Genomic DNA, 13,973 nt, shown 5'->3' with positions numbered 1-13,973 from the left:
GGATCGTTCGGCGGCGCCGACGCTGTCACATACACTGCCGGGCCGTTGCAAGAGAAACTCGACGTACCGCCATGATTCGCTGCGTGGGTGCATCGCTTCTCTCTCGCCAAAGTTGCCAAGTATCGCATTGCACCCTTGAATTTCGGGCATTTCCCTTGGGACGTGAGGCCAAGTGGACCTTGCGTCGAACACCGTCATAGTGCCATGTCTCCCGGCAAAGACGAACGACGCCGGGGGGCGCTGGTGGCGACTTCTCAAATCGAAGTCGCTGGGGAGGATATTTTTTGCAGTCAGCGGAGCCGGAACGCCCGAACCTGATTTCTTTGGGCCTGAATAAGATTGGCCTACTGGGCATCAGGGCGCCGATCATATCGGCAATCATCGTTCTCATTCTAACGGCTGCCGCGGCGGCCGGCATTTCCCGCCTCAGGGTCGACGACAGCCTGTCGGAGCTGTTCCGCACCAACACCCCCGAATTCAAGATCTACGAAGAGATCGACAAGCGCTTCCCATCGAGCGAATACGACGTTCTGGTCGTCGTCGAAGGCAAGAGGCTGCTGACGAAAGAAGGGCTGACGGCCTTTGGTAACGCCGCCGCCGATCTGCAACTCATTGACGGCGTCAGCGGCATCGTGTCGATGCTGTCTGCGCGCGGCAAACCCGACGCGAGCGGATACCCGCCGCCGATCGTGCCCGACGACCTGCCCGACGATCCGGTCGCGTTCGGTAAAATCGTCGACGCCCTGAAAACCAACGACATCGTCAAAGGCAAGTTTCTGTCGAACGATGGTCAGCTCGCGCTGATGGTGCTGGCGCTCGACCGCAAGGTCGTCGAAGAGAAATCCGCGAAAGCCGTCATCGGCGAAATCGAGAAGACCGCAAAGGATGATCTTAATCCTGTCGGGCTGTCGGTGAAGCTCGCCGGCGCGCCGGTCATGCAGCTTGAGATCCGCAACGCCGTCGAGCGTGACCAGATCGTCTATAACGGCCTCGGCCTTCTCTTCGGCGCCGCGATCGCAGCGATCTTCTTCCGCCGCGTATCGCTGATGCTCGTTGCCGCGCTGCCGCCGGTCATTGCGGTGGCCTGGTCGCTGGGTCTGCTCGGCTGGCTCGGGTTCAAGCTCAATCTGTTCCTGAACGTCATGACGCCGCTCATCATGGTGATGGGCTTTGCCGACAGTATGCAGATGGTGTCAGCATTCCGCATCCGGCTGCGCGAAGGCGATACCAAGCTTCAGGCCGTTCGCTTTGCGATCCTCGTTGTCGGTCCCGCGTGCGTGCTGGCGCATGGCGCGGCGTTGCTGTCGTTCCTGGCATTATTGTTCTCGGAGTCGGGCCTCATCCGCACGTTCGGCGAAGCAGGCGCTATGGCAGTCTGCATCTCGTTCTGCGCCGTCATCGTCGTGCTGCCGATCCTGGCGCTGCTGTTCGTGCGCAACGAGAAGACGCTCGCCAAGGACCACACGCCTGCCGACGGCCTTATGGACGCGCTCGGCATTTTCGTCGGCGGCATTGTCGATCGCGTCGTCAAGCATTCGGTCGTCTACACGGCCATCGCCTTTGCGCTGTTTGCCTACTTTGCCTCGCTGCATCTCGCGCTCGAACCGCGCTATCGCCTCGCCGATCAGGTGCCCGACCGAGAGCAGGCTATTGCCGCGACCGGCCGCATCGATTCCAAGCTCACCGGCGCCAACCCGTTCCACGTCATGATCCAGTGGAAGAACGGCGCCAGCCTCTACGATCCCAAGACGCTGAAGGTGATCGAAGAGACTCACGAGGCGCTTGAGAAAGCCGCGGGCCTCGGCAACGTCTGGTCACTCGAAAGCCTGCGTCGCTGGCTGCGCGAAAGCGGCCAGGACAACGTCGAGACGATCAAGAAATACGTCGGCCTTCTGCCGGAGCACCTCGTCCGCCGCTTCATCGCCAAGGACGAGAAAGCCGTGCTCGTGACGGGCCGCCTGCCGGACGTTGACGCCAGCAAGATTCTACCGCTGGTCCATTCGGTCGATAAGGCGCTCGATCCGATCCGCAAGGCGTATCCCGAATATCAGATCTCGGTAACGGGCTTGCCCGCGCTTGCGGCACGCAACAGCTACCGCATGATCTCGCAGCTTGATGAAAGCATTCCGCTCTGCGTGCTCGTTGCAGCCGTATTGCTGGCGCTTGCCTTCCGTTCGGTGTTCGTCGGGTTCATCAGCTTGCTGCCCGGTCTGTTCCCGGTCGTGACGGCTGGTGCGATGCTCTACTTCATGGGCGGCGGCTTGGAATTCTCTTCCGTCGTCGCGCTGATCGTGGTCTTCGGACTGGGCGTCGATGCGCTGATCCACTTCCTGAACCGACTGCGCATGGAAGAGCAGCCCGGCGTCCCGCCCGAGCTTGCCATTCGTCGAGCGCGCGTTCTGGTCGGCCCGGCCATCATCCTGACGACGATCGTGCTGGCCTTCGGCCTCGGCGTGACGATCTTCTCCGACCTGCCGTCGCTGCGGCTGTTCGGCCTCGTCTGCGGCGTGACGCTGATTGCGTCGCTGGTTGCCGACCTTGTGTTCCTCCCGGCCACGATCCTCGTTTACCGCCGTTATATTAGCGGTCACGACGTTTGATGGCTTGAACACGCGTTAAAGGTTGCGGCCGACGCCGGTCGCAGCCTAGTCTCGGCGGCAGTGTCTCCGAGCAGGACGCCAGCCGTGACGCGCAAGCTTATCATCGTATTGGCCAACGCCAGTCCGCACAGTGACGAGTCCATCTGCCCGCCGATCTTTCAAGCCTCCGTCGCAGCGTCGATGGGCTATCAGGTCGAGGTCGTCTGCACGGGCGGCGCCGCCGAAGTTCTGCGCAACGGCGTCGCCGAAGCCGTGCACGTCAAGGCGGCCGAGTGCCGGTCAGTCTATGACTTCATCAAGGAGGCACACGCATCAGGCGTCCGCTTCCATTGCTTCTCAACCGGCCTCGATAGCTGCGCCATGCGCAAGGACGACCTGATCGCCGAATGCAGCGGCGTCATTGGCGCCGCGCATTTCATCGAAGAGATCATGTCGGACGATTGCCGCGTTCTAACCTACTAGCCGTTATGAACTGACCGGCATCCCCGCGAGCTTGCCGATCGCCCCACGCAGTTCGCGGTAATCGTTGATGATGACGTCAGGCCCGAACGACAGCACCGGATCGATGCTGTAGCCGAAGCTCACCGCCACGACCGGCACCTGTGCCGCCTTCGCCGTCCGGATGTCGGTTTCGCTATCGCCGATCATGATGCTCTTGCCCGGTTGTCCGCCGGCCAATGCGATCGTGCCGGTCAGATGCCGAGGATCGGGCTTGTAGGCGCCGAGACTGTCGCGCCCGGTTAGAGCCGAGAAATAACCGTCGAGCTTCAGCGCTTCGAGAACGGCGCGCGCCTGCGCTTCCATCTTGTTGGTACAGACCGCAAGCGTCGCGCCTTCGGCTTTCAGCCCGTCGAGCGCTGCGACGATGTGCGGGTAGGGGACACTGCGATCTGCAATGTGGGCCGAATAATAGGTCAGGAAAACCTCGAATAGATCGTGCAGTTCGCGTTCGGGAAGTTTTCGCCCGTGCGCCTTCACCGCGCCGTCGATCATCGCCAGCGCGCCGTGGCCGACGAAGGGGCGAATTTCCATTTCGTTGATCCGCTCAAGGCCGAGCGTCGAGAGCACGTGATTCGTCGCTTCGGCCAGATCCGGCGCCGTGTCGATCAAGGTGCCGTCCAGATCGAAGACGATCGTCCAACCCTGCATGAAATCTCCTCGTATTTTCATTGGTTGGCGTCGGCGGCGCGCATTCCGCACGCCACCGTCGACGCTGGACCGTAGTCGTCTCGGTCCGCTCTGTCACGGCGTCACGAATGTCTGGTAGATTTGCGTGGCTTGAAAGCGCCGCACCGCCAGCCTAGACAAGGCGCACGGCCCGGCGAGCAGCAGCCGATTTTGGTCTTTGGGGGCAAGATGAGCACTGACGATTGGAAGAGGCAGGCGGCCGAGCAGGCGCTCGGCTATGTCGAAGACGGAATGAAGCTCGGTCTGGGCACCGGTTCGACGGCTGCGAAGTTCGTCGAGCTGTTGGGCGCACGCGTGAGAAGCGGCCTCAAGGTCGTTTGCGTTCCGACGTCGGAAGCGACGCGCGCCCAAGCCGCAGCGCTCGATATTCCGTTGACGACGCTTGATGAGACACCGGCGCTCGACCTCACCGTCGATGGCGCCGACGAACTCGATGAAGACCTGCGCCTCATCAAGGGCGGCGGCGGCGCGCTCCTCCGGGAAAAGATCGTCGCGGTGGCTTCGAACCAAGTCATCATCATTGCCGACAACAGCAAGCTCGTCGAGGTGCTCGGCAAGTTTCCTCTGCCGGTCGAGGTCGTGCCGTTCGGACTGGCGGCAACTGAAAGTCTGATCGCCAAGCTTGCCGACGATCTGGGGCTAGACGGCGAGATCAAGTTGCGCCGTGGTACGGATGGCAAGGCATTCGTAACCGACAATGGCAACCATATTCTCGATTGCGCGTTCGGTTCGATTGACGATCCCGAGGCGCTGGACGACGCTTTGAAGCTCGTTCCCGGCGTCGTCGAGAACGGTCTTTTCCTTGGCATTGCCGATGTCGGCATTATTGCCGGACCAATGGGTGTAGAAGTCATTTCGGCAATTGAAATCGATTTCGAAGAGGATGAATAAAAATGGGCCGCTGGCTGCGAATAATTGCACTGTTTTTCGTCTGTTGTTCGACCGCGGCGCTGGCTGAAGACTCGCCCGCAACGCCACCCGATCCGGCCCGCGTCGCCGCCGCCCGCGATCTGCTTGAAGTCACCGGCGTGACGAAGCAGATGGACGGCATGGTCGAAGCCATGTCGCGCGGCTTCGCCAAAGGCGCCAACGCCGACAATTCCGAAGCCGGCAAAAAGCTCTCGGCGCAATTCGATTCGAGCATGAAAAAGCTGCTCGAATATAAAGACCAGATGATCACCGACTTTGCCAATCTCTACGCCGAGACGTTCACGGCTGAAGAAATGAAAACGGTTGCCGACTTTTATCGTTCGGGGCCGGGTGCAAAGTTTATCGCCAAGACGCCTGAACTGATGAAGAAGGGCGCGGAGATCGGTATGAAATACAGCGCCAAGATCGCCGACGAAATCAAAGCCGGGCAGACGCCGCCCATCCCCACCGATCAGAAGTAAGCCTGCATAGCCAAGCGATGTCAGATTTCGAATACGACCTTTTCGTCATTGGCGCAGGTTCGGGCGGCGTGAGAGCCGCCCGTATTGCGTCGAGCCACGGCGCACGAGTCGCCATTGCCGAGGAATTCCGCGTCGGGGGCACCTGCGTGATCCGCGGGTGTGTTCCAAAAAAGCTGCTCGTCTATGCCAGCCGCTTTAGCGACGAATTCAAGGACGCGGCAGGCTTCGGCTGGACGCTGCCTGAGAGGACATTCGACTGGCCGTCGCTGATTGCCGCCAAGGACAAGGAAATTTCGCGTCTCGAAGCCGCGTATCGTACGACGCTCGACAAATACAAGGTCGAGATTTTTCCCGAACGTGCGATGTGCCTGTCGCCCAACCAGGTGCGCCTGTCAGCGTCCGGCCGGACGATCACGGCGAAGACAATATTGATCGCGACGGGCGGCCACCCGAACGTCGATCGCAAGCTTCCCGGCATCGAGCACGTCATCACCTCGAACGAAGTCTTCAACTTGAAGGAATTTCCGCGCCGCATCGTCATCGCTGGCGGCGGCTATATCGCGACAGAGTTTGCATCGATTTTTCACGGGCTCAGCTCTGACGTCACGCTGATCTATCGCGGCGAGAAAATCCTGCGCGGTTTCGACGACGATCTGCGTGACGGCCTCGTCGAGACGATGAAAGCGCGCGGCATCCGCATCATCAACGAAAAGGTCTTCACCAAGATTGAAAAAACGGCGTCGGGGCTCGTAGGCACGATCACAGGCGGCGAGACGCTCGAAGCCGACCAGATCCTGTTCGCGATTGGCCGTTCGCCGAACGCACGGGGGCTGGGCCTAGAAGCCATCGGTGTCCAGATGGACCCCGAGAACGCAATCGTCGTCGACAACCATTCACAGACGACGGTGCCGTCGATCTATGCCGTCGGCGATGTCACCAATCGCGTGAACTTGACGCCCGTCGCCATTCGCGAAGGCCACGCCTTCGCCGATAGCGTCTTCGGCGACAAGCCGACGCTCGTCGATTATACGACGATCCCCACCGCGGTCTTTACAACGCCTGAGATCGGTACTGTCGGTTTCACCGAGCAGGAAGCGAAAAGCCAGTATGGAGACGTCCATGTTTACAAAGGCGCCTTCCGCACGATGAAGGCGATCCTTGGTGGCCGCGACGAGCGCACGCTTATGAAGCTCGTCGTCGAAGCGGCGACGGATCGCGTCGTGGGCGTCCACATCCTGGGTCCCGATGCGGCCGAGATCGTGCAGACGGCCGCCATTGCCGTGCGCCTGGGCGCAAAAAAATCCGATTTCGATCAAACCATGGCCTTGCATCCATCGGCCGCAGAAGAACTTGTGACTTTGCGCGAGAAATGGATGGCCCCTGGCGAAGCGGCGGCTTGATCGGGGGAGTGCACCGCCGTATGGGTTCGGCCCCCCAATCGACGACGTGAGGTTCACATGGCGCGGCTCAGCGGAAAGATCGCAATGGTAACGGGCTCCGGCGGCGGCATCGGCGCGGCGATCGCGCATCGCTTCGCTGCCGAAGGAGCGCACGTCTGGGTGACCGACATCAACGGCGAGACCGCCGAGCAAACCGTTCGCGATATCAAGGGCAACGGCGGCGCCGCGACGGCGATGGCCGTCGACGTCTCGAAAGGCCAGGATATCACCGCACTGTTCCGCAACATCGAGAACGCGCACGGCTACGTCGACGTCGTCGTCAACAACGCCGGCATCCTCGTTCGTGGCGAAGTCCGCCAGCTCTCCGATTCCGATTGGACGAAGCTGCGCGAGGTGAACCTCGACGCCATCCTCAGAATTTCGCGTGATGCGCTGCCGCTGCTTCGAAAGTCGAAGTCCGCGTCGCTGATCAACATCTCGTCGATCATGGCGAACCGCGGTCTGCGCCCGCTTGCGGCCTATACCGCCACTAAGGGTGCCGTCACGGCGCTGACGAAGGGGCTGGCGGTCGAGTACGCGCCGTTCAACATCCGCGTTAACGCGATCGCGCCAGGCTACGTCGAAACCGCCATTACGGACCGCCTGCTGAAGCTGCCGCCCGTCAAACAGGCCCTGATCGACAAGACCCCCATGGGCCGCCTCGGCCGCCCGGAGGATATGACGGGCGCGGCGGTCTTTTTTGCCTCCGACGACAGCCTATATTGCACGGGATCGGAACTGGCCGTCGATGGCGGCATGGGAGCCGGGCTTTAATCGCAAGGAACGCCGTCCAAGGTGGGCTGGCGCGGGGCGGCGATATCACCTATAAGCGCCCCGAGATAATATGCCACAGAGCAGGGGAAGGCACCGCCTCCGGGCGGGGCCCGATAGCTGCTTTTCAGGAGTTGACGATGGCGTCCAACGCCCAAGCCGAAAAATGGTCGCCAGATACCTGGCGCGGCAAACCCATCATGCAGGTTCCGGAATACCCGGACGCCCAGGCCCTCGCCGACGTGGAAGCACGTCTGGCGTCCTTCCCGCCGCTCGTTTTTGCCGGTGAAGCCCGTGAGCTGAAGAAGCAGCTTGCTGCAATTGCCGGTGGCCGTGGTTTCCTGCTCCAGGGCGGCGACTGCGCCGAGAGCTTCGTTGAGCATCGCGCCGACAACATCCGCGACTTCTTCCGCGTCTTCCTGCAGATGGCCGTCGTGCTGACGTACGCGGGCGGTGAGCCCGTGACGAAAGTCGGCCGCATCGCCGGGCAGTTCGCCAAGCCGCGCTCCTCGCCGACCGAGAAGAAGAACGGCCAAGAGCTGCCGAGCTATCGCGGCGACATCATCAACGGCACCGAGTTCACGGCCGAAGCGCGCATCCCCGATCCGCATCGCCAGCTCGAAGCCTATCGTCAGTCGGCGGCGACGCTGAACCTGATCCGCGCCTTCGCGACCGGCGGTTATGCCGATCTCGAACGCGTGCACCAGTGGAACATGGGCTTCGTCAAGGATAGCCCGCAGGGCCACCGTTATCAGGAGCTGGCGGATCGCATCGCCGAAACGCTGCAGTTCATGCGCGCCTGCGGAATCACGTCCGACAACACCTCGCAGCTGCGCACGACGAGCTTCTACACCAGCCATGAGGCGCTGCTTCTAGGCTACGAAGAGGCATTGACGCGCAAGGATTCGACCAGCGGCGACTGGTACGCCACGAGCGGCCACATGATCTGGATCGGCGACCGCACGCGCCAGCCGGATCACGCCCACGTCGAATACTGCCGCGGCATCAAAAACCCGATCGGCCTCAAATGCGGCCCGTCGATGGATGCGGACGGCCTGCTGCGCCTGATCGACCTTCTGAACCCGAAGGACGAACCGGGCCGCCTGACGTTGATCTGCCGCTTCGGCTACGACAAGGTCGAAACACACCTGCCTAAGCTGATCCGCGCCGTGAAGAAGGCGGGCCGCTCGGTCGTCTGGTCGTGCGATCCGATGCACGGCAACACAATCTCGGCCGTCACCGGCTACAAGACGCGGCCGTTCGACCGCATCCTGAAGGAGAGCCTGTCGTTCTTCGAGGTCCATCGCGCGGAAGGTACGCACGCGGGCGGCATCCACGTCGAGATGACCGGCCAGAACGTGACCGAATGCACCGGTGGCGCGACGGCGATTTCCGAGCAGGATTTGTCGGACCGCTATCACACCCATTGCGACCCGCGCCTCAATGCCGACCAGGCCTTAGAGCTGGCTTTCCTCGTTGCAGAGCAATTGAAGAAAGAGCGGAACGCGGACACGCACCTGGAGCCGAAGTCGCTCATCGCCTAACGGCGGGGCCTTTTGTTTGTGACGTTTGTGTGTATGCTGAACAGCGGCCCCGCTTGGCAGGGCCGCTGTTTTCATGTCGAGGGCCTGCTCACATGGGATTGCATATCTTTGCCGCGTTGGCGGTTTTGACATCCGCAACCGCAGCCATCGCGGCCGACCGCCGCCCGGCGACGTTCAGCGCCGTCAACGACGGCGGCGGCATGTGCTGGGACCCAGACGTGGAGTTCCCCGTCGCCTGCGAAGAAGACGGCGATTAAGCCAGCGGCTTCGGGGTTCTGGACCTGGGTCGCGCCGCGCCCTAAATAGCGGGCATGACATCACCCGCTTCGCTTAAGATCGCCCTCGCTCAGCTCGACCCCGTCGTCGGGGATTTGCAAGGCAACGCCGAACGCGCCGCCCGCGCACACGCCCGCGCCAAGGAGCTGGGCGCGGACGTCGTCGTCTTCTCTGAGCTGTTTCTCAACGGCTACCCACCGGAAGACCTCGTTCTGAAACCCGCCTTTCAGCAGGCGACGAAAGCCAAGCTCGAATGGTTGGCAGCCGCCTGCGCCGATGGACCCGCCATCCTGATTGGAACGATCTGGGCCGAAGGCCGAAAGGTGCATAACGCCGTCGCGCTGCTCGATGGCGGCCGCATCCAGGCGACGACGCTGAAGGTCGATCTGCCCAACTACGGCGTCTTCGACGAAAAGCGCGTGTTCGCACCGGGACCACAACCCGGTCCGCTGAATGTCCGCGGCGTACGCATCGGTGTGCCCATCTGCGAAGACATCTGGAGCACCGAAGTCGTCGAGACGCTGACCGAGACGGGCGCAGAAATTCTCGTTTCGCCGAACGGCTCGCCGTTCGATTGGCCGAAGCCCGACGCCCGCATGAATGTCGCCGTCGCGCGCGTCACCGAAAGCAACCTGCCGCTCGTCTATCTCAATCAGGTCGGCGGCCAAGATGAGCTGGTGTTCGACGGCGCGTCGTTCGTGTTGAATGCCGACCGCAGCCTTGCCGTGCAGCTTCCGGCTTGGCGCGAAGACGTGTCCGTAACGGAATGGACCCGCACGCCGTCGGGCTGGGTCTGCCGGAAGGATAAGGTCGCGAAGCTCACCGAAGGCAAAGCCGCCGCTTACCACGCCTGCGTTCTGGGTCTCAAAGATTATGTCGAGAAGAACGGCTTTCCGAGCGTCGTGCTCGGTCTGTCTGGCGGCATCGACTCCGCGCTTGTCGCGGCGATAGCCGTTGATGCGCTGGGACCGGAGCGCGTTCACGCCGTGATGCTGCCGTCGAAGTACACCTCCGACGAGAGCCTCGAAGACGCCGCCGCCTGCGCCAATGCGCTCGGCATTCGCTACGACAAAGTTTCGATCGAGCCCACCGTCGCCGGTTTGACCTGGAGCCTGAAGGATCTCTTCACAGGGACCAACGCCGACATCACCGAAGAAAATCTGCAAAGCCGCGTGCGCGGCACGATCCTGATGGCGGTGTCGAACAAGTTCGGCGGCATGGTCGTGACCACCGGCAACAAGAGCGAGATGTCCGTCGGCTACGCCACGCTTTACGGCGACATGAACGGCGGCTTCAATCCGATTAAAGACCTCTACAAGACAGAGGTCTACGAGCTGGCGCACTGGCGCAACGCACACGTGCCGGAAGAAGCGAAAGGACCGGCGGGCATCGTCATCCCAGAGCGCATCTTGACGAAAGCACCGACGGCGGAGCTTCGCGCCAACCAGACCGATCAGGATTCGCTGCCGCCTTATGCAGAACTGGACGACATTCTGAATTGCCTCGTCGAAAAGGAAATGCCGCTCGCAGACGTCGTCGCGCGCGGCCATTCGGTCGAGACGGTGAAGAAGATCGAGCGGCTGCTGTATCTAGCCGAGTACAAGCGCCGCCAAGCCGCGCCCGGCGTCAAGATTTCCTCGCGTAACTTCGGCCGCGATCGCCGTTATCCGATCACGAACAAATTTCGTGAGGATGTGATGCAGGCGGACCAGAAAGCGCCTCCAGTCCCAAAACCTCCAATAGTTGCCAAAGGCGCCTGACGCCAAACCATCGCTCCGTCATGCCGACGGAGGTCGGCACCCCAGACAATCGCTCAATGTCGAAATTGTCTGGATCCCGGCCTGCGCCGGGATGACGGCAAGAATCAAGCGCCTCGCCGCCGCCTTACGAGGACGACGAACAGAACTTGCGTTCGACGGTGCGCACGCTAGGTTGCGCGCAAATCCGATCATCAATCGAGCTTTTCATGAAACCACGCGTCCGCTTTGCTCCGAGCCCCACGGGCCGCATCCATATCGGCAACATCCGGACGGCGGTGCTCAATTGGCTTCTCGCCAGAAAGTACGGCGGCACATTTCTGCTCCGGCTCGACGATACCGACACCGTGCGCTCGACACAGGAATATGCGGAAGCGATCTGTGATGATCTTAAATGGCTCGGCCTCAACTGGGACGAGTTCGCGCGACAGCAGGATCGCACGGGCCTGTACGACGAAGCAGCTGAAGCTCTGAAAGCCAGTGGCGCGCTCTATCCATGCTTCGAAACGGAAGAAGAATTGGACCGCCGCCGCAAGCGCCAGCTCGCGATGCACAAGCCGCCGATCTACGACCGTGCAGCGTTGAAGTTGTCCGACGACGAAATCGCAACCCGCATCGGTCGTGGCGACAAACCGCATTGGCGCTTCCGACTTCCGAACACGGAAGAGGAGCGCGGTCTCGCGCCGCAGCCCACGCTCGTGTCGTGGAACGACTTGATCCGCGGCGACCAGACGGTCGATCTTGGTTCGCTATCCGACCCGGTGCTGATCCGTGAGGACGGCACGTATCTCTACACCTTTACCAGCGTCGTCGATGACGTGGCGTTCGGCATCACGCACATCGTGCGCGGCGAAGATCATGTGACGAATACCGGCGTGCAGATGGCGATCTTCGAGGCGATGGGCGCAACCCCGCCGGAATTCGGCCATCACTCGTTGCTCATCGGTGCGGATGGGCAGGCGCTGTCGAAACGTCTCGGCGCACTGTCCGTGCAAAGCTTCCGCGACGATGGGCTGGAGCCGATGGCGGTGCTCTGTCACGCCGCGCTCGTCGGCACCTCTGATGCGATCGAGCCATTCAAGTCGCGCGATGAGCTGGCCGCCAAACTTGACTTCGCAAAAATCTCGACCGCGCCAGGACGCTTCGACGTCGCCGAACTGAAGACGCTCAACAGCAAGCTGCTGCACATGCTCGACTACGCCGACGTTGCGGATCGCTTGCGCGCGCTCGGCATCGAAGGTCGCGAAGACTTCTGGAACGCCGTGCGCGGCAACCTCGAACTCTTCGCCGATACGCAGGACTGGTGGACGGTTGTGGCGGGAGACATCGATCCGATCATCGAGGATTCGAAAGTGACCGTCGCGGGCGCGTCGCTGCTGCCGCCTGAGCCGTGGAGCGAAGCGACTTGGTCGGAATGGACCGGCGCGATCAAAGCCAAAACCGGCGCAAAGGGCAAAGCGCTCTTTCACCCCCTGCGCCTCGCGCTGACGGCACGTGAAGCCGGACCCGAGCTGAAGTTCCTGCTGCCGCTGATGGGCCGCGACCGCGTCCTTGCCCGCCTGGAAGGTAAGAGAGCTTAGCGGATCGCCATCGTCATCCCCGACTCTCGACGCGGCTACGGCCGCGCTCGGCCGAGGATGACGAAAGTTACTGCTGCGGCTGGGCTTCAGTCTGCCAGCCGCCGGCGCCGATGGACGGAGCGGTTTGCGGCTGCGTCTGCGGTTGGGCGGTTGCGTCGGGTAGCGTTTCCGTTTGCACGGATGTCGCGCCGGTCGTCATCGGCTGTTGCGGCGCGGCGGCATCGGCCCGGTGCTGTCCTTGAAGAGTCTGCAGGGCGCCTTCAACCCTCTTGTCGCCATCGGCAGGGGTATAGTCAGCCGCCTTGCACGAGCAGCCGTTGACGTATTCCTTGCGATACCGGAACGCGAACTTGAGCTTCGTGTACGGCTCCTGATCTTTCATTGCGACCGCTTGCTCGACGGTCCCGCCGGGATTGGGATAATAGAACAGCTCCGACGGCGCCGCGCAGTGCGACGAGCAGACGTCCGCGTCATGATCGAAATGGCTGGGCAGCGTCGAGAAGCTCACCGGGAAATAGAAGCCGTCGCATAGACGGACGCACAGCGTACGATAGGTCTGCGCACCGTTCGCAGCGCGCGGATTCCAGGTATTGCCGCCGCTTGACTCTTCGTCTTCCCACATGCCGCCGGTGTTGCCGTCTTCGCGCCGGGCCATCGCAGAGTAATTTGCGCCGCAGTTGTTGCGCGCAAGTTCGCGGATGATGTCGTCCTGATACGACCGGCCCGACGAGCCGAGGATATCCTGCCGCTGCGCATCGAGATCGGAGAGCCGCCGCTTCGAATTGTCGACCTGCCGGGCAAGGTCCTTACACTGCGGGATGTTCTTCAGCGACTTCGTGAACAGGAAGTATTCGTAGCAGCCACGATCGAGCCGCGCTTGCGTCTGGTCGACGGTGGTTTCGAGCTGGCGAATTTCGCCTTCGATGCGAGGCAGATCGGCCTGCGACTGGCCGTTTTTCTTGTTCTCCTGCACAAGCCGCTGCTCAAGCTGCAGACAGATCGGGTTGCGATAGCTCGATGCAGACGATTGCGGCGGCGCGCTGGGCTGCACGGGAACGCCGGCCTGGGGCGGGGCGGCCGGATAGCCGGGTTGCGGCGGAGCCGACGGATACGCGGCAGGAGGCTGCCCTTGCGGCGGAGGCATGGGGGCCGGCGGAGGTTCCCGGTAGACAGGCTCCTGCGGTACGGGCGGACGGTCGCCGCCGTCCTGACGGTCGTCACCGCCGCCGCCGAACGGCCACCAGCTTTGCGCCGAGGCCACCTCCGAGACGAAAAGCAAGGCAATTGCCGCGGCGGCAAGTGCAAGCGCCAGCCGGCGAACGGTCGTGTTGATTGGACTTCCTTGGCTCACGCCTGCTCCCAACGTCCCCTAGACGGTATGCGCGCGCAACGCTCGAAGGCGCTCAAAAATCACGCATTCCGGACCC

The 13,973-nt window shown here is 62.2% G+C and carries 12 protein-coding genes; 10 read left to right on the top strand and 2 right to left on the bottom strand.

Annotation, left to right across the window (positions count from 1 at the left end; genetic code table 11):
* The first annotated feature begins 284 nt into the window (after positions 1 to 284).
* Positions 285 to 2,600, top strand: a complete 2,316-nt coding sequence (locus tag HYP802_RS0113235; protein ID WP_013947845.1) for an MMPL family transporter — start codon at positions 285 to 287, stop codon at positions 2,598 to 2,600.
* Between the two features lie 84 nt (positions 2,601 to 2,684).
* Positions 2,685 to 3,062, top strand: a complete 378-nt coding sequence (locus HYP802_RS0113230) for a DsrE family protein (protein ID WP_013947844.1) — start codon at positions 2,685 to 2,687, stop codon at positions 3,060 to 3,062.
* 3 nt (positions 3,063 to 3,065) lie between these two features.
* Here the strand turns inward: HYP802_RS0113230 and HYP802_RS0113225 are convergent, their stop codons facing one another.
* Positions 3,066 to 3,749: an HAD family hydrolase gene (locus HYP802_RS0113225; protein ID WP_013947843.1), complete on the bottom strand. Its 684-nt coding sequence runs from the start codon at positions 3,747 to 3,749 to the stop codon at positions 3,066 to 3,068.
* Positions 3,750 to 3,956: 207 nt separating this feature from the next.
* Here HYP802_RS0113225 and rpiA point away from each other — a divergent pair, with 207 nt between their 5' ends.
* From rpiA to gltX, 8 genes are all read left to right on the top strand, one after another.
* The gene (gene rpiA, locus HYP802_RS0113220) at positions 3,957 to 4,679 is read left to right on the top strand and encodes a ribose-5-phosphate isomerase RpiA (RefSeq protein WP_013947842.1); all 723 of its coding nucleotides are present in this window, start codon (positions 3,957 to 3,959) and stop codon (positions 4,677 to 4,679) included.
* 2 nt (positions 4,680 to 4,681) lie between these two features.
* On the top strand, positions 4,682 to 5,179 hold the full coding sequence (locus HYP802_RS0113215) for a DUF2059 domain-containing protein (RefSeq protein ID WP_013947841.1): 498 nt from the start codon (positions 4,682 to 4,684) through the stop codon (positions 5,177 to 5,179).
* A 17-nt stretch (positions 5,180 to 5,196) separates the two neighbouring features.
* Entirely contained in the window at positions 5,197 to 6,579 is a 1,383-nt protein-coding gene (gor, locus tag HYP802_RS0113210) for a glutathione-disulfide reductase (RefSeq protein ID WP_013947840.1), read from the top strand.
* A gap of 57 nt (positions 6,580 to 6,636) precedes the next feature.
* A complete protein-coding gene (locus HYP802_RS0113205; RefSeq protein ID WP_013947839.1) occupies positions 6,637 to 7,392 on the top strand; it encodes a glucose 1-dehydrogenase in 756 nt (251 codons plus the stop codon).
* Between the two features lie 137 nt (positions 7,393 to 7,529).
* Entirely contained in the window at positions 7,530 to 8,933 is a 1,404-nt protein-coding gene (locus tag HYP802_RS0113200; RefSeq protein ID WP_013947838.1) for a 3-deoxy-7-phosphoheptulonate synthase class II, read from the top strand.
* 92 nt (positions 8,934 to 9,025) lie between these two features.
* Positions 9,026 to 9,190, top strand: coding sequence for a hypothetical protein (locus HYP802_RS23640; protein ID WP_155831225.1), 165 nt, complete (start codon positions 9,026 to 9,028; stop codon positions 9,188 to 9,190).
* Between the two features lie 54 nt (positions 9,191 to 9,244).
* Positions 9,245 to 10,969 carry an NAD+ synthase gene (locus HYP802_RS0113190; RefSeq protein ID WP_013947837.1) on the top strand — a complete coding sequence of 575 codons (1,725 nt, stop codon included), beginning with the start codon at positions 9,245 to 9,247 and terminating at the stop codon, positions 10,967 to 10,969.
* Positions 10,970 to 11,175: 206 nt separating this feature from the next.
* The gene (gene gltX, locus HYP802_RS0113185) at positions 11,176 to 12,546 is read left to right on the top strand and encodes a glutamate--tRNA ligase (RefSeq protein ID WP_013947836.1); all 1,371 of its coding nucleotides are present in this window, start codon (positions 11,176 to 11,178) and stop codon (positions 12,544 to 12,546) included.
* A 67-nt stretch (positions 12,547 to 12,613) separates the two neighbouring features.
* Here gltX and HYP802_RS0113180 read toward each other — a convergent pair whose 3' ends face one another.
* Positions 12,614 to 13,897: a DUF2865 domain-containing protein gene (locus HYP802_RS0113180; protein WP_013947835.1), complete on the bottom strand. Its 1,284-nt coding sequence runs from the start codon at positions 13,895 to 13,897 to the stop codon at positions 12,614 to 12,616.
* Between the last annotated feature and the right edge of the window lie 76 nt (positions 13,898 to 13,973).

Origin of the sequence: Hyphomicrobium sp. 802 (assembly GCF_000526135.1) — a bacterium.
Lineage (GTDB): Bacteria > Pseudomonadota > Alphaproteobacteria > Rhizobiales > Hyphomicrobiaceae > Hyphomicrobium_B.
The sequence above is the reverse complement of the archived record's forward strand: the minus strand, read 5'-3'. Positions and strand labels throughout refer to the sequence as shown.